The organism is Pseudomonas sp. BIGb0176 (assembly GCF_024810175.1).
Lineage (GTDB): Bacteria > Pseudomonadota > Gammaproteobacteria > Pseudomonadales > Pseudomonadaceae > Aquipseudomonas > Aquipseudomonas protegens.
This window is the reverse complement of sequence record NZ_JANUEC010000003.1, coordinates 182,279-205,821: the sequence shown is the minus strand read 5'-3', so window position 1 is coordinate 205,821 and position 23,543 is coordinate 182,279. Positions and strand designations below refer to the sequence as shown.

18 protein-coding genes and 2 pseudogenes are annotated in these 23,543 nt (G+C 63.1%); 8 read left to right on the top strand and 12 right to left on the bottom strand.

Going from position 1 to position 23,543, the window contains the following annotated elements; genetic code table 11:
• Positions 1–89 precede the first annotated feature (89 nt).
• Entirely contained in the window at positions 90–839 is a 750-nt protein-coding gene (locus M2395_RS18995) for a YkgJ family cysteine cluster protein (RefSeq protein WP_123431391.1), read from the top strand.
• 31 nt (positions 840–870) lie between these two features.
• Here M2395_RS18995 and M2395_RS31885 read toward each other — a convergent pair.
• The 3 genes and pseudogenes from M2395_RS31885 to M2395_RS18985 all read right to left on the bottom strand — a co-directional run.
• Positions 871–1,860 (bottom strand): annotated as a pseudogene (locus tag M2395_RS31885) (methyl-accepting chemotaxis protein); the annotation flags it as partial.
• A gap of 312 nt (positions 1,861–2,172) precedes the next feature.
• Positions 2,173–2,454, bottom strand: a pseudogene (locus M2395_RS31880) (PAS domain-containing protein); the annotation flags it as partial.
• 158 nt (positions 2,455–2,612) lie between these two features.
• The gene (locus tag M2395_RS18985) at positions 2,613–2,858 is read right to left on the bottom strand and encodes a hypothetical protein (protein WP_011063296.1); all 246 of its coding nucleotides are present in this window, start codon (positions 2,856–2,858) and stop codon (positions 2,613–2,615) included.
• A 213-nt stretch (positions 2,859–3,071) separates the two neighbouring features.
• Between M2395_RS18985 and M2395_RS18980 the strand changes: the two genes are divergently transcribed.
• The 7 genes from M2395_RS18980 to M2395_RS18950 all read left to right on the top strand — a co-directional run bounded on the left by M2395_RS18980 (position 3,072) and on the right by M2395_RS18950 (position 13,018).
• Positions 3,072–4,232 carry an efflux RND transporter periplasmic adaptor subunit gene (locus M2395_RS18980; RefSeq protein WP_015636921.1) on the top strand — a complete coding sequence of 387 codons (1,161 nt, stop codon included), beginning with the start codon at positions 3,072–3,074 and terminating at the stop codon, positions 4,230–4,232.
• Positions 4,229–7,324: a multidrug efflux RND transporter permease subunit gene (locus M2395_RS18975; protein WP_123431392.1), complete on the top strand. Its 3,096-nt coding sequence runs from the start codon at positions 4,229–4,231 to the stop codon at positions 7,322–7,324. The genes M2395_RS18980 and M2395_RS18975 overlap by 4 nt, the downstream gene beginning before the upstream one ends.
• Before the next feature lie 8 nt (positions 7,325–7,332).
• Positions 7,333–8,010, top strand: coding sequence for a heavy metal response regulator transcription factor (locus M2395_RS18970; protein ID WP_011063299.1), 678 nt, complete (start codon positions 7,333–7,335; stop codon positions 8,008–8,010).
• On the top strand, positions 8,000–9,364 hold the full coding sequence (locus M2395_RS18965; RefSeq protein ID WP_072450918.1) for a heavy metal sensor histidine kinase: 1,365 nt from the start codon (positions 8,000–8,002) through the stop codon (positions 9,362–9,364). Before M2395_RS18970 ends, M2395_RS18965 begins: the two co-directional genes overlap by 11 nt.
• Before the next feature lie 250 nt (positions 9,365–9,614).
• Positions 9,615–9,839: a hypothetical protein gene (locus tag M2395_RS18960; protein ID WP_053153702.1), complete on the top strand. Its 225-nt coding sequence runs from the start codon at positions 9,615–9,617 to the stop codon at positions 9,837–9,839.
• A gap of 190 nt (positions 9,840–10,029) precedes the next feature.
• Positions 10,030–11,355, top strand: a complete 1,326-nt coding sequence (locus M2395_RS18955; RefSeq protein ID WP_015636924.1) for an OprD family porin — start codon at positions 10,030–10,032, stop codon at positions 11,353–11,355.
• 139 nt (positions 11,356–11,494) lie between these two features.
• Positions 11,495–13,018 (top strand): diguanylate cyclase, encoded by a 1,524-nt coding sequence (locus tag M2395_RS18950; protein WP_011063303.1) that lies wholly within the window; start codon positions 11,495–11,497, stop codon positions 13,016–13,018.
• 68 nt (positions 13,019–13,086) lie between these two features.
• On the opposite strand, the gene lpxC is transcribed toward M2395_RS18950, so the two are convergent.
• The 9 genes from lpxC to murD form a co-directional block, all read right to left on the bottom strand.
• Complete coding sequence (lpxC, locus tag M2395_RS18945; RefSeq protein ID WP_011063304.1) at positions 13,087–13,998, bottom strand: UDP-3-O-acyl-N-acetylglucosamine deacetylase; 912 nt, start codon at positions 13,996–13,998, stop codon at positions 13,087–13,089.
• Positions 13,999–14,110: 112 nt separating this feature from the next.
• Positions 14,111–15,304, bottom strand: a complete 1,194-nt coding sequence (ftsZ, locus tag M2395_RS18940; protein WP_011063305.1) for a cell division protein FtsZ — start codon at positions 15,302–15,304, stop codon at positions 14,111–14,113.
• 72 nt (positions 15,305–15,376) lie between these two features.
• Positions 15,377–16,636: a cell division protein FtsA gene (gene ftsA, locus M2395_RS18935; protein WP_011063306.1), complete on the bottom strand. Its 1,260-nt coding sequence runs from the start codon at positions 16,634–16,636 to the stop codon at positions 15,377–15,379.
• Positions 16,637–16,650: 14 nt separating this feature from the next.
• Positions 16,651–17,517 carry a cell division protein FtsQ/DivIB gene (locus M2395_RS18930; RefSeq protein WP_015636926.1) on the bottom strand — a complete coding sequence of 289 codons (867 nt, stop codon included), beginning with the start codon at positions 17,515–17,517 and terminating at the stop codon, positions 16,651–16,653.
• Positions 17,518–17,521: 4 nt separating this feature from the next.
• A complete protein-coding gene (locus M2395_RS18925; protein WP_123431393.1) occupies positions 17,522–18,478 on the bottom strand; it encodes a D-alanine--D-alanine ligase in 957 nt (318 codons plus the stop codon).
• Positions 18,475–19,929 (bottom strand): UDP-N-acetylmuramate--L-alanine ligase, encoded by a 1,455-nt coding sequence (gene murC, locus M2395_RS18920; RefSeq protein ID WP_011063309.1) that lies wholly within the window; start codon positions 19,927–19,929, stop codon positions 18,475–18,477. The genes M2395_RS18925 and murC overlap by 4 nt, the downstream gene beginning before the upstream one ends.
• The gene (gene murG / locus M2395_RS18915; RefSeq protein ID WP_065365214.1) at positions 19,922–20,992 is read right to left on the bottom strand and encodes an undecaprenyldiphospho-muramoylpentapeptide beta-N-acetylglucosaminyltransferase; all 1,071 of its coding nucleotides are present in this window, start codon (positions 20,990–20,992) and stop codon (positions 19,922–19,924) included. Before murG ends, murC begins: the two co-directional genes overlap by 8 nt.
• A complete protein-coding gene (gene ftsW, locus M2395_RS18910) occupies positions 20,982–22,199 on the bottom strand; it encodes a putative lipid II flippase FtsW (protein ID WP_011063311.1) in 1,218 nt (405 codons plus the stop codon). The genes murG and ftsW overlap by 11 nt, the downstream gene beginning before the upstream one ends.
• A complete protein-coding gene (murD, locus tag M2395_RS18905) occupies positions 22,196–23,542 on the bottom strand; it encodes a UDP-N-acetylmuramoyl-L-alanine--D-glutamate ligase (protein WP_123431394.1) in 1,347 nt (448 codons plus the stop codon). The genes ftsW and murD overlap by 4 nt, the downstream gene beginning before the upstream one ends.
• Between the last annotated feature and the right edge of the window lies 1 nt (position 23,543).

The following is a 23,543-nucleotide window of genomic DNA, read 5'->3' as shown; positions in this document are numbered from 1 at the left end:
GGCGCATAACTTGCTTCGGCATGGACCCGGGTAGCGTCCATGACGGTTTTCCCACCTGACTCCTGCTGATCCACAAGGCGCTTCGTGCAATGAACACTCAGTTTTCCTGCGTCGGCTGCGGCAAATGCTGCAACGATCACCACGTGCCCCTGACCCTGCTGGAAGCCCGCGGCTGGGCGGCCGACGGCGGCCAGGTGATCATTCTGGTGGAAGCCTTCCTCGGCAATGGCCTGGGGCTGCCGGTGCAGCAGCGCGAGCACGCCGAACGCCGTTCCTGCCGGGTCCGCAGTGGCGCCACCGAAGCCTATGTGGCGATCACCTTCGCCGCCTACAACGTCGGCCCCTGCCGGAATCTTGACGAAGACCAGCTGTGCCGCATCTACCAGCGCCGGCCACTGGTGTGCCGCATCTACCCCATGGAAATCAATCCGCACATTCCCCTCAACCCGCAGGCCAAGGAATGCCCGCCGGAATCCTGGGAACAGGGCCCGCAACTGATTCTGGGGAATGAACTGGTGGATCAGGAGCTGGCCGAGCTGATCCGCCGCTCGCGCCAGGCCGACCGTGACGACATCCACACCAAGGAAGCCATTTGCGCCTTGCTGGGCATTCGCACCACAGCGCTCAAGGGCGACGGGTTCACCGCTTACCTACCGGACATGGGCGCCCTGGCTAACGCCATCGACCAGGTCCAGGCTGCACCACCCGGAGCACCGGGCCAGCCCTGGCGCTTTCACCTGTCCGGAGACGATATCGCCGGTCAGGTCCAGGCCGCCGGTGCCCAGGTGGTCAGTGAAACTCCTCTGGACTACGCCTTCATTTCCCTGCGCGCCGCCTGAGCCGCGGACAATGGCGGGGCGGCGAACAGCCCTAGCCGCGCTTGTGCCAGAACTCCAGGGCCAGTTGCCGCAAGTCCCCCGCCAGCCCGGCCACGTCGCCTGAGTTGACGTGGCTGAGCTGGCCGGCACTGACGGTCGCCTCACAGGCATTGCGAATGCCGATGATGTTGCGGTTGATGTCCTCGCTGACTGCGCTCTGCTCTTCCACCGCTGCGGCAATCTGCAAGCTCATCTCGGTAATCTGGTTGACCCGCTGGCTGATGCCGTCCAGGGCCACCGCCGCGCGCTTGGCCTGGTCGACACTGCTCTCCAGGTGCTGGCTGCTGTGCTGCATGGCCTCCACCGCATTGCGCGCGCCCATTTGCAGGGTGCTGATCATGCGCTGGATCTCGTTGGTGGAATCCTGGGTGCGCTGGGCCAGCCCGCGCACTTCATCGGCGACCACGGCAAAACCCCGGCCCTGCTCCCCGGCCCGCGCCGCCTCGATTGCCGCATTCAGGGCCAGCAGGTTGGTCTGCTCGGCGATGCTGCGGATCACCTCCAGCACCCCGGAAATGTCGGTGCTATGGCTTTCCAGTTGATGGATGACCTCGGTGGCCCGCTCCAGCTCGCTGGCCAGGCGCAGCACCGCACTGCGGCTTTCGCCCACCAGCAGGTGGCCCTCACGGGTTTCGCTTTCCGCCTGGTCCGCCGCCACCGAGGCCTGCTGGGCATGGGTGGCGACCTCGGCGACGCTGGCCGCCATCTGGTGAATGGCCGCCGCCACCTGATCGGTTTCCGCCTGCTGTTCCAGGGTGCTGTTGTGGCTGCTGTGCAGATGCTCCACCAGTTCCGCGGCATGCCCCTCCAGGCGCTGGGACGCATCGCCGATGCGCCCCACTACCGCGCCCACCTGGGCTTCGAGCATCTGCAGGGCGAACTCGATGCGCCCGAACTCGTCGGTACGGCCGGTATAGATGCCCTGGCTCAAGGGGTTGTCACCGATCTGCCGGGCGCGCTCGGCCAATCGATCCAGTGGACGCGCTTGCACGCCGACCGCCGTCAGGCTCAGGCACCACCCCATGGCCATCACGGCCCCCTGGACCATCCAGGATTCGGGCAGCAGCCACACTGAAACGCCGTAGCTGCCGATGAAGCCGGCGCTGATGGAGGCCCAGAGACGCAACCGCAGGCTGATCACCGGCAACAGGCTCCACCACGAGGGGCCGGCACCGTTGAGCTGGGCATAGGCCCGCTCCGCCGCCTCGATCTGACGGACGCTGGGTTTGGTGCGCACCGACTGGTATTCCACCGCCTGGCCATCGCGGGTCACGGGCGTGACATAGGCACTGACCCAATAGTGATCGCCGTTCTTGCAACGGTTCTTCACCATGCCCATCCACGAACGGCCGCGCTTGAGGGTGCGCCACATGTGGGCGAAGGCCGCGGAGGGCATGTCCGGGTGGCGCAACAGGTTATGCGGCGCGCCCAGCAACTCCTCACGGCTGTAGCCACTGATCTTGATGAAATCAGGGTTGGCGTAGGTGATCGCGCTAGTCAGATCAGTGGTCGAAAGGATATTCGCATCAGGGGCAAAGTCCACGTTTCGCCCAGTAACCGGAAGGTTGATCTTCATGGATAGCGCGCTCGTATGTGTTGGGTGGAGTCGGCAGGGCTGCTGACTCTAAGCGCACTGATGCCACAAATACTGATCCAGCTCAGGTTTAAAGCAATTAGCCATCATTGCGATTAAAAAAGCGCAAATCGGGATTTTTTCTGCGAATGTCGGCGATATCAGCGTTTGCCCATGGAGCGACGAGTGCCGGGAGGCGCTGCGCCGGGGGTCTTGGTGTGTCCGTTGCTGGCACCATTTTTGTACCAGGGCTGCTGGGCATTCTTGGCAGGAGCAAACTCGGAAGGCTTGAAGGGAAACTTGAACGCCGGGATCGCCGCTGTGCTCGGGGTGTCGGTAGCGGTTGCGTCAGCGGCCGGGTCGACGTTCAGGGCGTCATCCGCAGCGGGTTGTGCAGGGGAAGTCATGGAAACTCCAGGAGAGAAAGGAAATCCGCGCCGGGGTGCAGGCCGCAGTGGGCGCCAGTATACCTGTGCGCCAGCCATCTTTGATCGGGGCCCACCGGGAGTTTTCTGACAGCGCTGACAGCTGGCCGTCACGGTGCTGACCGGGTTGTCGGGCTATAACTGTGCCCAGATCATGGCCATCCTTCCGACATCATTGCCCGGCGCTCTCTCCCCATGCCCATTGCCAAGAAAACAGTCGTGACCGCAGCGGTACTCGTGATGCTCATCGCCGGCCTCGCGTGGTTCCTGAACAAGCCCGCCACCGCCAGGCTGGCCGCGCCCACGGCCATTCCGGTACGGGTGGTCAGCGTGCACCAGCAGGATGTGCCGCGTTACGCCAGCGGCATCGGCACGGTACTGTCGCTGCACAGCGTGGTGATTCGCCCACAGGTGGATGGCATCCTGACCCGGCTGCTGGTCAAGGAGGGGCAACTGGTCAAGACCGGCGACCTGCTGGCGACCATCGATGATCGTTCGATACGCGCCAACCTCGATCAGGCCCGGGCCCAGCTGGCGCAGAACCAGGCCCAGTTGCAGGTGGCCCAGATCAACCTCAAGCGCTACAAGCTGCTGTCGGTGGATGACGGCATCTCGAAGCAGACCTATGACCAGCAAGTGGCCCTGGTCAATCAGCTCAACGCCACGGCCCAGGGTAACCAGGCTGCCATTGATGCCGCTCAGGTACAGCTTTCCTACACTCAGATCCGCTCTCCCGTCAGCGGCCGGGTGGGGATTCGTACCGTTGATGAAGGCAACTTCCTACGCATGAGCGATACCCAGGGCCTGTTCTCGGTAACCCAGATCGACCCGATTGCCGTGGAGTTTTCCCTGCCCCAGCAAATGCTGCCAACCCTGCAGCAACTGATCCGCGCCCAGGACCCGGCGGCGGTCAAGGCGTTCCTCGGCGCTGACAGCAACAGCGCCGGGGCCCTGCTGGGCAACGGCCACCTGACCCTGATCGACAACCAGATCAACGCCGGGACCGGCACCATCCGCGCCAAGGCGGAGTTCAGCAACGCCCAGCAGCAGCTGTGGCCCGGGCAACTGGTGACGGTGAAAATCCAGACCGCCCTGGACCAGAACGCCCTCACCGTACCGCCGACCGTGGTCCAGCGCGGCCTGGACCAGCACTTCGTGTACCGGGTCAAGGGCCAGCAGGTGGAAGTCGTGCCGGTGCAGGTGGTGTATCAGGACAGCGGGTTGAACATCATCTCCGGGGTCCAGGCTGGCGATGTGCTGGTCAGTGACGGCCAGTCGCGGCTCAAGCCCGGCTCCCAGGTCCAGGTACTGAGCGATCCACCCCAGGTGGTACAGGCGACGGAGCCCCAGCCATGAAGGGCCATGGCTCGGTGTCCGCCTGGTGCGTCGACCATCCGGTCGCCACCGTCCTGCTGACCTTCGCCCTGGTACTGTTGGGCGCCATTGCCTTCCCGCGCCTGCCGTTGGCTCCGCTGCCAGAGGCCGAGTTCCCGACCATCCAGGTGTCCGCCGCCCTGCCCGGTGCCAGCCCGGACACCATGGCCTCTTCCGTGGCCACGCCCCTGGAGGTGCAATTCAGCGCCATTCCCGGCATGACCCAGATGACCTCCAGCAGCGCCCTGGGCTCGTCCTTGCTGACCCTGCAATTCACCTTGAACAAGAGCATCGACACCGCCGCCCAGGAAGTGCAGGCGGCGATCAACACCGCCGCTGGCAAGTTGCCCAAGGACATGCCCACCCTGCCCACCTGGAAGAAGGTCAACCCGGCGGACAGCCCGGTGCTGATCCTCAGCATCAGTTCGACGCAGATGCCCGGCACCGAGCTCAGTGACTACGCGGAAACCCTGCTGGCCCGACAGATCAGTCAGATCGACGGGGTCGGCCAGATCAACATCACCGGCCAGCAGCGCCCGGCGATCCGGGTCCAGGCTTCGGCGGACAAACTGGCGGCCATCGGCCTGACCCTGGCCGACATCCGCCTGGCGATCCAGCAGACCAGCCTCAACCTGGCCAAGGGTGCACTGTACGGCGAGTCGAGCATCTCCACCCTGTCCACCAACGACCAGTTGTTCCATCCCGAGGAATACGGCCAGTTGATCGTTTCCTACAAGGACGGTGCCCCCGTGCACCTGCAGGATGTGGCGCGGGTAGTCAACGGTTCGGAAGATGCCTACGTCCAGGCCTGGTCCGGCGACCAACCGGGGGTCAACCTGGTGATCTCGCGCCAGCCCGGGGCCAATATCGTCGAGACCGTGGACCGCATCCAGGCTGCCCTGCCAGGCCTGGAGGCCATGCTCCCGGCCTCGGTGCAGGTCAAGGTGCTGGTGGACCGGACCCAGACCATCCGCGCCTCATTGCACGAAGTGGAGATCACCCTGCTGATCGCCGTGCTGCTGGTGGTGGCGGTGATGGCGCTGTTCCTGCGCCAGTGGTCCGCGACCCTGATCGTCTCCGCGGTGCTGGGCGTATCCCTGACCGCCAGTTTCGCCTTGATGTACGTGCTGGGCTTCAGCCTGAACAACCTGACCCTGGTGGCCATTGTCGTGGCCGTGGGCTTTGTGGTGGATGACGCCATCGTCGTGGTGGAGAACATCCACCGCCACCTGGAAGCCGGCGACGGCATGCGCGAGGCGGCAATCAAGGGCGCCGGCGAGATCGGCTTCACCGTGGTCTCCATCAGCTTCTCCCTGGTGGCGGCGTTCATTCCCCTGCTGTTCATGGGCGGCGTGGTGGGCCGGCTGTTCAAGGAGTTCGCCCTGACCGCCACTTCCACCATCATGATTTCGGTGGTGGTCTCGCTGACCCTGGCCCCAACCCTGGCGGCCCTGTTCATGCGCGCGCCGGTGCACCCGGCCCATGCCAAGCCGGGCTTCGGCGAGCGCCTGCTGGCGGTCTACGAGCGCGGCCTGCGCAAGGCTCTGGCCCACCAGAAACTGATGCTGGGGATCTTCGGCCTGACCCTGAGCATGGCCATTGCCGGCTATATTCTGATCCCCAAGGGCTTCTTCCCCGTGCAGGACACCGGCTTCGTGCTCGGTACTACCGAGGCTGCGGCGGACATTTCCTACCCGGACATGGTGAAAAAGCACCAGGCACTGGCCGAGATCGTCGCCGCCGACCCGGCAGTGCAGGCCTTCTCCCACTCCGTGGGGGTCTCGGGCAGCAACCAGACCATCGCCAACGGCCGCTTCTGGATTTCCCTCAAGAACCGTGGCGACCGGGACGTGTCTGCCAGTGCCTTCATCGACCGCATCCGCCCGCAACTGATGAAGGTGCCCGGCATTGTCCTGTACCTGCGGGCCGGCCAGGACATCAACCTCAGCTCTGGTCCCAGCCGCGCCCAGTACCAGTACGTACTGAAAAGCAACGACGGCCCGACCCTGAGCACCTGGACCCAGCGCCTGACGGAAAAGCTGCGCAGCAACCCGGCCTTCCGTGACATCTCCAACGACCTGCAACTGGGCGGCAGCATCACCCACATCCAGATCGATCGCACGGCTGCCGCGCGTTTCGGCCTGACCGCCAGCGATGTCGACGAGGCACTGTACGACGCCTTCGGCCAGCGCCAGATCAACGAGTTCCAGACCGAGATCAACCAGTACAACGTGATCCTTGAACTCGACACCCAGCAACGGGGCAAGGCCGAGAGCCTCAACTACTTCTACCTGCGCTCGCCGCTGACCGGAGAAATGGTCCCGCTCTCTGCCCTGGCGCGCTTCGAGGCGCCCACCATCGGCCCGCTGTCGATTGCCCACGACGGCATGTTCCCGGCGGCCAACCTGTCCTTCAACCTGGCCCCCGGCGTGGCCCTGGGCGATGCGGTCATCCTGCTCAACCAGGCCAAGAGCGAGATCGGCATGCCAACGGCCATCAGCGGCAATTTCCAGGGTGCGGCCCAGGCCTTCCAGAGCTCGCTGGCCAGCCAGCCGTACCTGATCCTGGCGGCGCTGGTGGCGGTGTACATCATTCTCGGGGTGCTGTACGAAAGCTTCGTGCATCCCTTGACCATCATTTCCACCCTGCCCTCGGCCGGGCTGGGCGCCTTGCTGATGCTCTGGCTGTGCGGCCAGGACTTTTCCATCATGGCGCTGATCGGCCTGGTGCTGCTGATCGGCATCGTCAAGAAGAACGGCATCCTGATGATCGACTTTGCCCTGGAAGCCCAGCGCCACGGCGGCCTGCCTCCCGAGGAGGCGATCTACCAGGCCTGCATCACCCGCTTCCGGCCGATCATCATGACCACCCTGGCCGCCCTGCTCGGTGCCCTGCCGCTGATGCTCGGCTACGGCGCCGGCGCCGAACTGCGCCAGCCCCTGGGGATTGCCGTGGTGGGCGGCCTGCTGGTCAGCCAGGCCCTGACGCTGTTCACCACGCCGGTCATATACTTGTGGCTTGAGCGGCTGTTCCACCGGCCCCAGCCGGCCCTGTTGCCGGCCACCACTACCTGAGGCGGGTCATGCGCGTTCTGATTATCGAAGACGAAGAAAAAACGGCCGATTACCTGCACCGCGGGTTGACCGAGCAAGGCTACACCGTCGACCTGGCCCGGGACGGCGTCGAAGGCCTGCACATGGCTCTGGAGGGCGACTATGCCGTGATAGTGCTGGATGTGATGCTGCCCGGCCTGGATGGCTTTGGCGTATTGCGAGCACTGCGTGCGCGCAAGCAGACCCCGGTGATCATGCTCACCGCCCGCGAACGCGTGGAAGACCGCATCAAGGGCCTGCGCGATGGCGCCGACGACTACCTGGGCAAGCCCTTCTCCTTCCTTGAACTGGTGGCCCGCCTGCAAGCCCTGACCCGTCGCAGCGGTGGGCATGAGCCGGTGCAGATCAGCATCGCCGACCTGTGGATCGACCTGATCAGCCGCAAGGCCAGCCGTGCCGGCAGCCGCCTGGACCTGACCGCCAAGGAGTTTTCCCTGCTCAGCGTGCTGGCCCGGCGCCAGGGCGAGATCCTGTCCAAGACCGCCATCGCGGAAATGGTCTGGGACATCAATTTCGACAGCGACGCGAATGTCGTCGAAGTGGCGATCAAGCGCCTGCGGGCCAAGCTCGACGGCCCCTTCGAACAGAAACTGCTGCACACCATCCGTGGCATGGGCTATGTGCTGGAGAGCCGCGGTGCCGAGTAACTCCATTGCCCTGCGCCTGAGCGGGCTGTTCACTCTGGTGGCGCTGCTGATCTTCCTGCTGATTGGCGGGGCCCTCTACCAGCAGGTGGACAAGGGCCTGGGGCTGCTCCCGGAAGCCGAACTGGATGCGCGCTACAGCGTGCTGGAGTCGGCCCTGACCCGCTACGGCAACCCCGAGCACTGGGCCAAGATCAACGCCAAGCTCAAGCTGCTGAGCGAGGAAGACAAGCGCATCCGCTTCTGGGCCATCAGCGGCGACCCCGGCTATGAATACGGCAACCCCGACGCGCAGATCCGCGAATTCGCCCAAGGCCCCCTGGGCATGCGTGACCTGAACCTGAGCGATCACCCCTATCCGCTGAAAGTCCTGGTCAGCCAGTTGCCGGCCAAGGAACAGCGCCCGGCCCTGCGCTTTCTGATCGCCATCGACACCGACACCTTCCACCAGACCCAGCATCAGTTGCTGATGGCCCTGATCGGCCTGGCCATTGTCGGCGTGCTGCTGGCCTCGGCCCTGGGCTATTGGGTGGCGCGGATCGGCCTCAAGCCGCTGATCAAGCTCTCCCAGGAAGCCCAGCGCCTGGCACCGCCACGGCTGTCCGGGCGCCTGCAATTGTCGCCACTGCCGCCGGAACTGAAGCAGTTCGTCAATTCCTTCAACTCTACGTTGGAACGGGTCGAACACGCCTACTCGCGCCTGGAGTCGTTCAACGCCGATGTGGCCCACGAACTGCGCTCGCCCCTGACCAACCTGATCGGCCAGACCCAGGTCGCCCTGACCCGGGGGCGCTCGGCGGAGCATTACTTCGAGGTACTGCAATCGAACCTCGAAGAGCTGGAGCGGCTGCGTTCGATCATCAACGACATGCTGTTCCTGGCCAGTGCCGACCAGGGCAGCAAGGCCACCAAGCTCACCACCAGTTCCCTGGCGGCGGAAGTGGCAACGACCCTGGACTACCTGGACTTCATCCTCGAAGACGCCCAGGTCAGGGTCGAGGTTCAGGGCGATGCCCAGGTGCGGATCGAGGTTGCCCACCTGCGCCGGGCCCTGATCAACCTGCTGAGCAACGCGGTGCAGCACACCGCAGCCGGGGAAGTGATCCAGGTGCGGATCGAGGTCCAGGAACACCAGGTGGCGATCGCCGTCAGCAACCCGGGGCAGGACATTGCCAGTGAACACCTGCCACGGCTGTTCGAGCGTTTCTACCGGGTGGATGCCTCGCGCAGCAACAGCGGTGCCAATCACGGCCTGGGGCTGGCCATCGTCAAGGCCATCGCCCTGATGCATGGCGGCGATGTGTTCGTGCGCAGCGACCGGGGCATCAATACCTTCGGCCTGTACCTGCCTCTCTGACTCGGAACTCTCGGATTCTCGGATTCTCGGATTCTCGGATTCTGTAGGAGCCGGCTTGCCGGCGAAGGCGTCAACACATCCGGCGCAAGGCAATAGGACGCGTTCGCTGGCAAGCCAGCTCCTACAAGCCAGCTCCTACTATTGTTTTTTTTGTAACAGTCCTTATCCTGTTCGGCTCTTTTTCCAGCAGCCACGTGGTTATATTTTTGTCGCACCGAATTGAACTTGCTCTGCAAGAAGGTCTTCAGAAATGTCCAACAGTATGGGTATCGCCAGCGCGTTCGTTTTGTCTTCCCTGTTCGTGGCACCAATGGCCATGGCCGAAGAATCCCAGGGATTCGTGGCAAGAAATGCCGCACGCGCCGCCGCTTTCGAACAAGCCCAGATCGCCCAGGCAGCCCAGCAGCAAAACACTCAGCAAGCCCAGAAGATCACTGCCAAGCAAAGCAAGAGCGACACTCAGAAAGACAGTTGATCCTAGCTTTCGACTTGTTTCCCTCGACAACTTCTCTGCTTTCAACCCGGGAGTAAGTTGTCTTAAAGCCGCTGAGTTCAGCGGCTTTTTTTTGCCGTATAGAAACCCTCGGCACACTCGTCATACCCAGAACAAGAAACACCCGAATTCACAATAAGAAGCCATTGTCGTTCACCAAAGGAGCTAAACGTTGTTCAAGACCTCACTGAAGATCAGCCCCCTGTTCATTGCAATCGCCGCAACGATCCCGACACTCGGGCAAGCCGCCGAAGAAACCAAGACCGAGGGTTTTGTCGAGGGTTCGAGCCTCAAGCTCAACGCCCGCAACTACTACATGAACCGCAACCGCCTGCAGCAGAACAAAGACAACATCGAATGGGGCCAGGGTTTTCTCGGCGTCTTCGAGTCGGGCTACACCCAGGGCACCGTGGGTTTCGGCCTTGATGCCAACGCCATGCTCGGCCTCAAGCTGGACGGTGGTGGCGGCACCACCAAGTCAAGCATCCTGCCTATCAGCGACGATGGCCGGCACAAGGCACCCGGCTCGTTCTCCACCGCCGGCGCCACCTTGAAAATGCGGGCCTTCGATACCGAGCTCAAGGCTGGCGACCTGTTCCTCAACAACCCGGTGATCGCCGGCGGCATGAGCCGCATGCTGCCCCAGACCTTCCGCGGCGTGAGCCTAACCAACCACAGCTTCGACGGCTGGTTGATCGAGGGCGGCCAGGCCAGCTTCACCAAGCCGTACAACCAGAGTGGACACAAACGCATCGGTACTTCCTACGGCAGCTTGCGCGAGGGCGACGAGAGCCTGCACCTGAACTGGGCCGGCGTGGCCTGGAGCGGCGTGCCAGGGCTGACCAGCAGCCTCTACGCGTCCGAACTCAAGGACATCTGGAACCAGTACTACTACGACCTGGACTACACCTACGCGGTCAACGAACTGGTCAGCCTCAACCCGGGCCTGCACTTCTATCACACTCAGGACACCGGCCAGGCGCTGCTGGGCAACATCGACAACAACACCTACAGCCTGCACTTCACCGTCGGCGTGGGTAACCACAGCGTCACCGCGGCCTATCAGCGGGTCAACGGCAACACACCGTTCGACTACATCGCCCAGGGCGACAGCATCTACCTGGACAACTCCCAGCAGTATTCGGACTTCAACGGCCCCAACGAGCGTTCGTGGAAGCTCAAGTACGCCTATGACTTTGCCGGTCTCGGCCTGCCGGGCCTGACTTCGGCGCTGTCCTACTCGCGCGGCGAGCTGGACCTGACCAAGGTCGATCCGGCCAGCCGCGGCTATGCCAGCTGGTACAGCGCCGACGGCAAGAACGCCAAGCACTGGGAGCGCGACCTGGACCTCAAGTACGTGGTGCAGGGCGGCAGCGCCAAGGACCTCGCCGTACGCCTGCAGTGGGCCACCAACCGTGGCGGCAACGGCTACGGCGCGCTGGACAACGACACCGACGAATACCGGGTGATCGTCGACTACCCGATCAACGTCTTCTAAGCCGCCCAAACAAAAAGACCAGCATGTTTTGCTGGTCTTTTTTTTATCGGAGATTTATACAAGCGCGCAGGCGTGACCGATTTCTGTAGCCCACGTCCACACTAGACTCAAAACTGTCGACGCAGCAGAAATCAAAATCATGAACGTGAGTAGTGCGACACCCCGCACAGGGAAGATCGCGTCAAATACCGAGCGCCTGCTGATCCTCTCCAGCTCGCTGATCGTTGTAGCCATTCTCGGCATCGTCACCTACCTGTTGATCCGCGAACACGCCGCTGCCGAACAGGCTGCCACACGTGCCGCCAACAACATCGTGCAACTGATCGACGCCGATGTATTGCGCAACGTCGAGCTCTACGACCTGTCTCTCAAGGGACTGATCAGTGCCGCGCAACGTGACGATCTGAAGGATGTTTCGGCGTCCATACGTCACCTGGCGCTGTTCGACCGGGCCACCGCAGCGCCCTACAAGGGCGACATCCTGCTGCTGGACAGGCACGGCGACGTGCTGGCCGACTCGGCCTCGGTCGTGCCGCGCACGGGCAACTACGCCGATCGCGAGTACTTTCGATCGCACATCGACAATCCGGACCCGAGGATGATGATCAGCCCGCCGTTCCGCGCGCGCACCGCCGATCACGACTGGCGGATCAGCTTCAGCCGCCGGCTCAGCGACGAGCATGGCCAGTTCATCGGGGTGGCCGAAGCGGCCATGCGCCTGAGCTACTTCAACGAGCTGTTCAGAAATCTGGATATCGGTCGCAACGGTACGATCAACCTGGTGAGCCGCGACGGCGTTCTGCTGGCCCAGCAACCGCCGCTGGCAGACGACCTGATAGGCAAGAACTTCAGCAGCCGCCCCAACTTCGTCCGCATTCTGCGTGAAGGCAACGGCAGCTTCAGCAGCGTCTCCAGCGTTGATCAGAAGCAGCGGCTATACACCTTTTCCCAGGTCGGCGATCTGCCCCTGATCGTGATTGTCGCGCTGTCCATCGACGAGGTCTTCGGAGCCTGGCAACGCACCGCGGTGCTGATCAGCGGCGCCACTGGCGCCCTCTGCATCGCCCTGTTCTGGCTGACCTGGCAGTTGTGCCGCGAACTGCGGCGCCGGCAGAGCGCCGAGCAGGAACTGGCGCGCCTGGCAGCCGTCGATGCCCTCACCGGCCTGGCCAATCGCCGGACCCTGGACCAGGTGCTGGGCAACGAATGGTCGCGGGCTCGGCGCGCCAACCTGCCGTTGTCGCTATTGATGGTCGATGTCGATCACTTCAAATCCTTCAACGACCGCTTCGGCCATCCGCTGGGGGACCAGGCCTTGCGTGCGGTGGCACAGAGCATTGGCGCCTGCGTCGGGCGCCCATCGGACCTGGCGGCGCGCTATGGCGGCGAGGAGTTTGCGGTCATCCTGCCAGGTACCGACAGTGCCGGCGCCGCCGTACTCGCCGAGAAGATCCGCACCAGTATCGCCGCCTTGCCGGCCATCAGCGAACACGCCGCGCCGCTGACCGTGAGCATTGGCATCAACACCTGGTCGGGTAACGCCGATATCGGTCTTGAACAATGGGTGAGCGACGCCGACAAGGCGCTGTATCAGGCCAAGTACAGCGGGCGCAACCGGGTGGTTTCCAACATGTCCCAGGGCGGCTCCAAGCGCGGCGCTTGAAACCGCAGGCATAAAAAAAGGCCATCCGGGGGGATGGCCTTCAAAAACAAAAGGAAAGAGAGAGTGACTTACACGGCCGCAACCGGACGCATGTAAGAGATCGGTGCAGTGCTGGCATCTTCGAAGGTCACGACTTCCCAGGCATCTTTCTGCTCAATCAACTTGCGCAGTAGCTGGTTGTTCAGTGCATGGCCCGACTTGAAGCCTTTGAACTCACCTATCAGGCTGTTGCCCAGCAGGTAGAGGTCGCCAATTGCATCCAGGATCTTGTGCTTGACGAATTCGTCTTCGTAGCGAAGACCGTCTTCATTCAGTACGCCATCCGAATCGACCACAATTGCGTTTTCCACGCTGCCGCCGAGTGCGAGGTTGTGCTTGCGCAGGTACTCGATATCACTCATGAAACCAAAGGTACGGGCGCGGCTGACTTCTTTTACAAACGAAGTACTGGAGAAGTCCACGCTTGCACTCTGGGTGCGGTCACGGAAAACCGGGTGATCGAAATCGATCTCGAAGCTCACTTTAAAACCATCGAAAGGCACGAAAGTGGCGCGCTTGTCGCCGTCTTCCACGGTCACTTCACGAAGGATGCGGATGAACTTTTTAGCTGCGTCCTGTTCTTCGAGGCCAGCAGATTGAATCAGGAATACGAAGGGTCCGGCACTGCCATCCATGATCGGGACTTCAGACGCGGAGAGCTCGACGTAGGCGTTATCGATGCCCAGGCCAGCCATGGCCGAGAGCAAGTGCTCCACCGTGTCCACTTTGACGTCACCGTTGACCAGAGTGGTCGACATCGTGGTTTCGCCAACATTTTCCGCGCGAGCAGGAATCTGCACCACAGGGTCCAGGTCGGCACGACAAAACACAATGCCGGTGTCGACAGGCGCAGGCTTGAGGGTCAGGTATACCTTCTCCCCGGAATGCAGGCCTACACCTGTGGCACGGATAATATTCTTCAGGGTGCGTTGTTTAATCATGGCTTGGGCCGCTTCAGCGCAAATTGCGAACTGGTATCAACAAAGGCTGGCGATAATAGCAGACCATGCCTTTGCTGAACACCAATCACCCTAATACCCCTGATGCATTCCATCAATCGGCCTGACGACGCAGGAATGCCGGGATGTCCAGGTAGTCCAGATCATCTTGCGGATTCAGCTTCGCCGCGGTCGCCGCGTTCGACTGCGCCTGATTACGCATGACGGTCGGACGGTCCAGGTCACGGTAGTTCACCGACGGCAGTTCCTGGCGAGCAGGGGCTGGCGCTTGCGACTGGGCGGACATGGAAGTCTGGACGGTGTTGTCGATGACCTTCACAGGCTTCTCGATTTTTGCGCCCAGGCCGGTGGCCACTACGGTTACATGCAGCTCGTCACGCATGTCCGGATCGATAACGGTACCGACCTTGACCATGGCGTGTTCGGAAGCGAAGGCCTCGATGATGCTACCCACGTCGGAGTACTCGCCCAGGGACAAGTCAGGACCGGCGGTGATGTTCACCAGGATGCCGCGTGCGCCTTCCAGGTTCACGTCTTCCAGCAGCGGGTTGCGGATCGCCGCTTCAGTGGCTTCACGTGCACGGTTCGGACCGCTGGCGCAGCCAGTGCCCATCATCGCCATGCCCATTTCGCTCATCACGGTACGTACGTCGGCGAAGTCGACGTTGATCATGCCCGGACGCTTGATGATGTCGGAAATACCGCGAACGGCACCGGCCAATACGTCGTCCGCCTTGGCGAAAGCCGACAGCAGGCTGGCGTCCTTGCCGAGGATGGTCAGCAGTTTCTCATTGGGGATGGTGATCAACGAGTCGACGCTTTCGCTCAGCGCGCGGATGCCCTCATCGGCGATCTGCATGCGCTTGCGGCCTTCGAACGGGAACGGACGGGTCACCACCGCAACGGTGAGGATGCCCATTTCCTTGGCCACTTCAGCAATGATCGGCGCCGCACCGGTACCGGTACCGCCGCCCATGCCGGTGGTGATGAACACCATGTTGGTGCCCGCCAGTACTTCAGCGATACGCTCGCGGTCTTCCAGGGCGGCTTGACGGCCGACTTCCGGATTGGCACCCGCGCCCAGGCCCTTGGTCACGCCGGTACCCAGTTGCAGGATGGTCCGCGCGCCGATGTTTTTCAGCGCTTGAGCATCAGTGTTGGCGCAGATGAACTCGACGCCTTCGATGTTGCTCTTGACCATGTGATTGACCGCGTTGCCGCCGCCACCGCCAACACCGATAACCTTGATTACCGGACTTTGCGGGATGTTGTCTACGAGTTCGAACATTTTCCCTCTCCTTTCATTTCTCTAGTTTTTCGCCTACTGCCTACTGCTTTGAAACGGTGTTGCGGTAAATCTTTAGAAGTTGCCCTGCACCCAGCTCTTGATGCGATCGAGCAGTGCCGCCTTGGGCTCGTCGCTGCTGTAGCTGTCGCGGCTGCCGATGCCGGAAAACGAGATGCCGTCGGACTGTTTCTGCAGCCCGTACAGCAGCAAGCCGACACCGGTGGAATAGATCGGGTTGCGCACCACGTCGGACAGGCCCTTGACACTGTGGGGCACGCCCAGGCGAACCGGCATGTGGAAAATTTCCTCGGCCAGTTCCACCGCGCCTTCCATCTTCGAAGTGCCGCCAGTGAGCACGATGCCCGCCGGGATCAGGTCTTCGTAGCCACTGCGGCGCAGTTCGGCCTGGATCAGGGTGAACAGTTCGTCGTAACGCGGTTCGACCACCTCGGCCAGGGCCTGGCGCGACAGTTCGCGCGGTGGGCGGTCGCCAACGCTTGGCACCTTGATGGTTTCGCCGGCACCGGCCAGCTTGGCCAGGGCGCAGGCGTAACGGATCTTGATTTCCTCGGCGTACTGGGTCGGGGTACGCAGGGCCATGGCGATGTCGTTGGTCACCTGGTCGCCGGCAATCGGAATCACCGCGGTGTGGCGGATCGCGCCTTCGGTGAAGATCGCCATGTCGGTGGTGCCGCCGCCGATGTCCACCAGGCACACGCCCAGCTCTTTCTCGTCGTCAGTGAGCACCGAGTAGGCCGAAGCCAGTTGTTCGAGGATGATGTCGTCGATTTCCAGGCCGCAGCGGCGCACGCATTTTTCGATATTCTGCGCGGCATTCACTGCACAGGTGACCACGTGCACCTTGGCTTCCAGGCGTACGCCGGACATGCCCAGGGGTTCACGCACGCCTTCCTGGTTGTCGATCACGTAATCCTGCGGCAGGGTGTGCAGAACCCGCTGGTCAGCCGGGATCGCCACGGCCTGGGCAGCGTCGAGGACCCGCTCCAGGTCCGCCGAGCTGACTTCACGGTCGCGAATCGCCACGATGCCGTGGGAGTTCAGGCTGCGGATGTGATTGCCCGCCACACCGACGAACGCCGAGTGGATACGGCAGCCCGCCATCAGTTGCGCCTCTTCCACCGCCCGCTGGATCGACTGCACGGTGGATTCGATATTCACCACCACGCCCTTCTTCAGGCCGCGGGAAGGATGGGTGCCGATGCCGACGATTTCCAGCGAGCCATCGGCCGCGACTTCGCCCACCAGCGCCACAACCTTGGAGGTACCGATATCCAGGCCGACGATCATTTTGCCGCTTTGCACATTTGCCATGGTCCTGCCTCTTCTTAATTCTTCGCGACGGCAGGTTGCGCCGTCGTGGGTGCCGCCGGATCGCGCCAGCCGACGGCCAGGCCGTTGGCGTAGCGCAGATCGATGCGCGCGATGTTCGTGATCTGTTCTTTCAGCGTTTTTTCATAAATGGCAATGAAGCGGCGCATCTTCTCCACCAGGTGATCGCGGCCCAGGAGCAGTTCGATACCCGGGCCGGCACTGCCGGCGCCGGTGGTCAGGAACCAGCTGCCGCGCTCACGCAGCTCCAGACGGGCGATCGAAAAGCCCAGCGGCCGCAGCATCTGGCTCAACACCTGATACTGCTGCATCACTTGCTGCTGGGCCCGCTGCGGCCCGAACAACTGCGGCAAGTGCTCATAGTTCGCCAGTTCACGCGGGGTGAAGGCCTGGCCCTGGTTGTTCAACAGCGCCTCGTCGCCCCAGCGGGCCACCGGCAGTTGTTCTTCCAGGCGAATCACCACTTGGTCCGGCCACACCCGACGTACCTCGGCGTGGGCGATCCAGGGCATCTGCTCCAGCTCGGTGCGCATGCTCGCCAGGTCGATGGTGAAGAAGCTCGCCGCGACATAAGGCGCGATCCGCTGCTGCACCGCCTGCTGGCTGATGTAGCTCAAGTCCCCCTGCACCGCGATCTTGGTGATCGGGCGGTCGGCGTACGGCAGCAGGCGCTGGGCCCCTTCATAGGTGCCAAACCCCAGAGCCACCAGCAGCACCGGCCAGAACAGGCTTTTCAGAAAGCCGAAGTTGGCTTTCGGCAGGCGCGCCGACATCGGCTCTTTGGCCACCATTCGGCTGGCACCCCGCGGCACCGGCTTGCGGCCGGGTGCGGGTTGCTGATGACGAAGCGACGCGCCTTGCATGGACTTAACCTCTCGCCTCAAGACTGGCTGCCAGGATGGCCAATACCAGTTGCTGGAAATCCAGGCCGGCCGCGCGGGCCGCCATCGGAACCAGACTGTGATCGGTCATGCCCGGAGCGGTATTCACTTCCAGGAACCAGAACTGCCCCTGGGCGTCCTGCATCACGTCGGCACGTGCCCAACCGGCGATACCGAGCGCCTCACAGGCTTTCGCCGTGAGTTCCATGAGTTCCTGTTCCTTGGAGCTGTCGAGCCCGCACGGGATCCGGTACTGGGTATCGGAAGCCAGGTACTTGGCGTCGTAGTCGTAAAATGTGTGGGGAGTGCCCAGGGCGATGGGTGGCAGCACCTGGTCACGCAGGGTCGCGATGGTGAACTCCGGACCCTGGATCCATTGCTCGACCAACACTTGCGAATCGTAGGTACTGGCCGCCTTCCATGCGTCGAACAATTCGGACGCGGAAGTCACCTTGGCCATACCGATACTGGAGCCTTCATGAGCCGGTTTGACGATCAAAGGCAGGCCCAGTTCCGCCACCGCGGAAATACAATCGGCCTCGGAGCTCAATACGGCGTGGCGCGGCGTCGGAATGCCCAGGCTGTGCCAGACCTGCTTGGTACGCAGTTTGTCCATGGCCAGGGCCGAAGCGAGGATGCCGCTGCCGGTGTAAGGAATCCCCAGGCACTCCAGCAGCCCTTGCATGCTGCCGTCTTCACCGCCACGACCGTGGAGAATGATGAAGGCACGATCGATCTTCTCGCTCAAGAGACGATGCAGCAGATCATCGCCGACGTCGATGCCGAAGGCGTTCACACCGCCGCTCTGCAGCGCTTCAAGCACGGCCTTGCCGGACTTGAGCGACACTTCGCGCTCGGCGCTCTTGCCACCGTAAAGAACGGCGACGCGACCGAAATCGCTCGGTTTCACGGTAGAGAACAGGTTGGCGTAGGCAGCGGTCATTTCGCCCCCTTGCCAGCGGCTACAGCACCGGCGAACAGCGGGCTGCCGAGCAGTTTTGGCGCCAGGCCACCGATGTCACCGGCACCCTGACACAGTAGGATGTCACCGGCGCGCAGCAACGGCTTGACCAGCGGTGCCAGGTCGACCCCACGCTCGATGTAGATCGGGTCCAGTTGGCCACGCTGACGGATGCTGTGGCACAACTGACGGCTGTCGGCGCCCGGGATCGGCTCTTCGCCGGCCGGGTAGACCTCCATCAGCAGCAATACGTTGGCATCGGCCAGTACCTGCACGAAGTCGTCGTACAGGTCGCGGGTACGGCTGAAACGGTGCGGCTGGTAGACCATCACCAGGCGGCGTTCCGGCCAGCCACCGCGCACGGCCTTGATCACCGCAGCGACTTCGGTCGGGTGGTGACCGTAGTCGTCCACCAGCATCACGTTGCCCCCTTCCACCGGCAGTTCGCCATAGACCTGGAAGCGTCGGCCCACACCCTGGAAGCCCGACAGGCCCTGGACAATGGCTTCATCGCTGATGCCTTCGTCGGTGGCGATGCAGATGGTCGCCAGGGAGTTCAGCACGTTGTGGTTGCCCGGCATGTTCACCGACACGTCCAGCGGCTCGCGGTCGCGACGCAGTACGGTGAAGAAGGTCTGCATGCCTTGCTGGCGTACATTGATGGCGCGCACGTCGGCTTCTTCGCTGAAGCCGTAGGTCACGGTCGGACGCTTGACCTGCGGCAGGATCTCGCGCACCACCGGATCGTCCAGGCACATCACTGCCAGCCCGTAGAACGGCAGGTTGTGCAGGAAGTCGACAAAGGTTTTCTTCAGTTTGTTGAAGTCACCGTCGTAGGTCGCCATATGGTCGGCGTCGATGTTGGTGACCACAGCCACCAGCGGTTGCAGGTGCAGGAAGCTGGCATCGCTTTCGTCGGCTTCGGCAATCAGGTAACGGCTGGTGCCCAGTTGTGCATTGGTGCCCGCTGCATTCAGCCGCCCGCCGATGACGAACGTCGGGTCCAGGCCGCCAGCGGCGAATACCGAGGCCAGCAGGCTGGTGGTGGTGGTCTTGCCGTGGGTGCCGGCCACGGCCACGCCGTGACGGTAGCGCATCAGTTCGGCGAGCATTTCCGCCCGCGGCACCACTGGAATACGCCGTTCCAGAGCGGTGGCAACTTCCGGGTTGGAAGTGTTCACGGCGCTGGAAACCACCAGCACATCGGCATTGGCAGCGTTCTCGGCGCGGTGGCCGATGAAAATCTGTGCGCCAAAGGACTCCAGGCGCTCGGTAACCGGCGATGCCTTGAGGTCGGAACCGGAAACCTGGTAGCCCAGGTTCAGCAGCACTTCAGCAATCCCGCACATGCCCACGCCGCCGATACCGACGAAGTGGATGCGGCGGATGCGGCGCATTTCCGGCTGCGGCATGGCTTTCTGATTCTCAACCATGGGCCACCTCCAGGCAGATATTCACTACGTCGTGGGTGGCGCCGGGCTTGGCCAGGCGGCGGGCGGCCTGGGCCATGTTGTCGAGTCGTTCTGGTTGCATCAAAACCTCTGTCAGGCGAGCGGCAAGGTCCGCAGCACCAGTCGTTCTTTGCGGCATCAGGAAGGCAGCACCTTCACGAGCCAAATATTCGGCATTGCGGGTCTGGTGGTCGTCGATCGCGTGGGGCAAAGGCACCAGCATCGAGGGCAGACCGGCGGCAGCCAGTTCGCTGACGGTCAACGCGCCTGCGCGACAGACCACCAGGTCGGCCCAGCCATAGGCTTGGGCCATGTCTTTGATAAAGGGCTGCACCTGCGCCTCGACGCCGGCGGCGCGATAGCGCTCTGCAGTGACTTCATCGTGGTTTTTGCCGGCCTGGTGGAACACCTCCGGGCGCAGCTCGGGGGCGACCTGTGCCAAGGCTTCCGGCAACAGCTTGTTCAACGGCTCTGCGCCCAGGCTTCCGCCCAGGATCAGCAAACGCGCCTTGCGTCCGGCCAGGGCCTCGCGCGGTGTTTCGAGGAACAGTTCGGTGCGTACCGGGTTGCCCGTGGTGCGCCGGCTTTGCGAGGCACCGAAGGTGTCCGGGAAAGCTTCGCAGACTCGGGCAGCCAACGGCACCAGCAGCCGATTGGCGGTACCGGCCACGGCGTTCTGTTCGTGAACGATGACCGGCACCCCGGACAACTTCGCGGCAACTCCACCAGGGCCGGTCACATAACCGCCAAAACCCAGGACACAGACCGGCTTCAACTGGCGAATGACCCGCCACGCCTGGAGCACGGCCTTGATCAACACGAACGGCGCCTTGAGCAGGGACAGCTTGCCCTTGCCCCGCAAACCGCTGACGTTGATCAGGTGCAACGGCAACCCGGCCGCAGGCACCAGATCGTTTTCGATGCCACGTGGGGTGCCTAGCCAGTGCACGGTGTAGCCACGGGCCTGGAACTCGCGGGCGCAGGCCAGTGCCGGGAACACGTGGCCTCCGGTGCCGCCGGCCATGATCAGGACATTAGCGCCCATGGCTCGGCTCCTCGGCGAAGTCACTTTCACTGAACTCCATCTCTTCACTGCCCAGGTGGGTCCTGCTCTCCCATTCGATACGCAGCAACAACCCCAGACAGGCGCAGCAGATCACCAGCGAGCTGCCGCCATAACTGAGGAAAGGCAAGGTCAGGCCCTTGGTCGGCAACAGGCCGACGTTCACCCCGATGTTGATCAGGAATTGACCAATCCACAGGAACGACAGGCCGTAGGCGACATAGGCGGCAAAGAACTGCTTGGCCTTTTCCGCCCACAGGCCGATGTACATGCCGCGGATACAGACAAAGACGAACAGCGCCACCGTGCACAGCGAACCGACGGCGCCCAGCTCTTCAGCCAGTACCGAGAACACGAAGTCTGTGTGAGCCTCCGGCAGGTAGAACTGTTTCTGCACGCTGTTGCCCAGGCCGACGCCCAGCCACTCGCCGCGACCAAAGGCGATCAACGCCTGGGACAGCTGGTAGCCGGCACCGAACTGGTCGGCCCAGGGGTCGGCGAAGTTGGTCAGACGTGCCATACGATAGGGTTGCATCTGGATCAGCAGCACCACCGCGGCAACCGCCAGCACCACCATCAGGGAAAACCGGAACAGCCCGACCCCTCCCAGGAACAGCATGGCCGCAGCGGCGCCCATCATTACGACAGTGGCGCCGAAGTCCGGCTCCATCAGCAGCAGGCCAGCCATGGGCAGCAGCACGATGAACGGCTTGAAGAAGCCCATCCAGCTCTCGCGCACTTCTTTCTGGCGCCGCACCAGGTAACCGGCGAGGTAGATCACCACGAACACCTTGGCGATCTCGGAAGGCTGGACGTTGAAAAAGCTGAAGCCGATCCAGCGCATCGAACCGTTCACTTCCCGGCCGATCCCCGGAATGATCACCATCACCAGCAGGCCGAAGGCACCGATCAGCATCAACCAGCCCAGGCGCTGCCAGGTGGCGATCGGGATCATCATGGTGACGATGCAGGCACCCAGGCCCAGCAGGATGTAGATCAGGTGGCGAATCATGTAGTACAGGGCGCTGCCCGACTGCGCCGCCGCCACTTCAGTGGAGGCCGAGGCAATCATGACCAGGCCCAGGCCGAGCAGGGTCAGGCAACCGGCGAGCATCGGGAAGTCGAGGTCGATGCCCCGACCGGTGATGATCGGCGATGGATAGGGCTTGATGATGTTTCTCAGGTTCATGCCAGTTCCTCCACAACGCGGACGAACTGGTGGCCACGGTCTTCGTAGTTCTTGAACATGTCGAAACTGGCGCAGGCCGGCGACAGCAGCACCACATCACCGGGCTGGACAGTGGCGCGGCATTGCTCCACGGCTTCCTGCAGCGAGCCGACACGAATCAGCGGCACGGCGTCACCGATGGCTTCGCCGATCTGATCGGAGTCGCGCCCCATCAGGATCACCGCGCGGCAGTTGGCCGCCACCGGGCCGCGCAGATCCTTGAAGTCGGCGCCCTTGCCGTCACCACCGGCGATCAGCACGATCTTGCCTTCGATGTCGGCGCCAAGGCCTTCGATGGCCGCCAGGGCGGCGCCCACGTTGGTGGCCTTGGAGTCGTTGTAGTACGCCACGCCATCCAGGTCGCGAACCCACTGGCAGCGATGCTCGAGGCCGGCGAAAGTGCGCAGCGCCGCGAGCATGGCGTCGAACGGCAAGCCCACTGCATGACCCAGGGCCAAGGCTGCCAGGGCGTTGGACTGGTTATGGGCGCCGCGGATCTTCAGCTCGCGCACGGGCATCAGGTTCTGGAACTCGAAGGCCAGGTACTTCTCACCGTCCTCTTCGCGCAGGCCGAAGGCCTTGAAATCAGGCTTGCTCAGGCCGAAGGTCCAGCATGGCAGGCCTTCACCGATCAATGGCCGGGTCAGAGCGTCCTGGCGGTTGAACACCACCTGCCGGGCGCCACGGAAGATCCGGTGCTTGGCCAGGTGGTAGGCCGGCAGGCCGCTGTAACGGTCCATGTGGTCTTCGCTGATGTTGAGCACGGTGGCCACTTCGGCGCCCAACTGGTCGGTGGTCTCCAGCTGGAAGCTGGACAGCTCCATCACGTACAGCTCGACGTCATCGCTGAGCAGGTCCAGGGCCGGGGTCCCGAGGTTGCCGCCGACCGCCACGCGCTTGCCCGCCGCCGCTGCCATCTCTCCCACCAGGGTGGTCACGGTGCTCTTGGCGTTGGAACCACTGATTGCCACGATCGGTGCCTTTGCGTTACGCGCGAACAGCTCGATATCACCGGACAATTTCACCCCACGGGCAGCAGCAGCCTGCAGGGCCGGGGTCGCCAGGGCCAGGCCGGGGCTCACGTAGAGTTCGTCGGCACGGCACAGGAAGTCCACGTCCAGCTCGCCACAACGCACCTCCACCTGCGGGTAGTCACGCCGCAGCGTGGCCAGCTCAGGTGGATTTTCCCGCGTATCGGCCACCGCAAAGGCAACGCCCCGGCTCGCCAGGAAGCGAACCAGGGACATGCCGCTCTTGCCGAGGCCGACAACGATGCGGAAGTGGTCAGAAGCGATCAGAGACACT

Coding starts and splice junctions, on each gene's coding strand:
- M2395_RS18995 (WP_123431391.1), top strand. CDS start 90: ATGAACACTCAGTTTTCCTGCGTCGGCTGCGGCAAATGCTGCAACGAT.
- M2395_RS18985 (WP_011063296.1), bottom strand. CDS start 2,858: ATGACTTCCCCTGCACAACCCGCTGCGGATGACGCCCTGAACGTCGAC.
- M2395_RS18980 (WP_015636921.1), top strand. CDS start 3,072: ATGCCCATTGCCAAGAAAACAGTCGTGACCGCAGCGGTACTCGTGATG.
- M2395_RS18975 (WP_123431392.1), top strand. CDS start 4,229: ATGAAGGGCCATGGCTCGGTGTCCGCCTGGTGCGTCGACCATCCGGTC.
- M2395_RS18970 (WP_011063299.1), top strand. CDS start 7,333: ATGCGCGTTCTGATTATCGAAGACGAAGAAAAAACGGCCGATTACCTG.
- M2395_RS18960 (WP_053153702.1), top strand. CDS start 9,615: ATGTCCAACAGTATGGGTATCGCCAGCGCGTTCGTTTTGTCTTCCCTG.
- M2395_RS18950 (WP_011063303.1), top strand. CDS start 11,495: ATGAACGTGAGTAGTGCGACACCCCGCACAGGGAAGATCGCGTCAAAT.
- lpxC (WP_011063304.1), bottom strand. CDS start 13,998: ATGATTAAACAACGCACCCTGAAGAATATTATCCGTGCCACAGGTGTA.
- ftsZ (WP_011063305.1), bottom strand. CDS start 15,304: ATGTTCGAACTCGTAGACAACATCCCGCAAAGTCCGGTAATCAAGGTT.
- ftsA (WP_011063306.1), bottom strand. CDS start 16,636: ATGGCAAATGTGCAAAGCGGCAAAATGATCGTCGGCCTGGATATCGGT.
- M2395_RS18930 (WP_015636926.1), bottom strand. CDS start 17,517: ATGCAAGGCGCGTCGCTTCGTCATCAGCAACCCGCACCCGGCCGCAAG.
- M2395_RS18925 (WP_123431393.1), bottom strand. CDS start 18,478: ATGACCGCTGCCTACGCCAACCTGTTCTCTACCGTGAAACCGAGCGAT.
- murC (WP_011063309.1), bottom strand. CDS start 19,929: ATGGTTGAGAATCAGAAAGCCATGCCGCAGCCGGAAATGCGCCGCATC.
- murG (WP_065365214.1), bottom strand. CDS start 20,992: ATGGGCGCTAATGTCCTGATCATGGCCGGCGGCACCGGAGGCCACGTG.
- ftsW (WP_011063311.1), bottom strand. CDS start 22,199: ATGAACCTGAGAAACATCATCAAGCCCTATCCATCGCCGATCATCACC.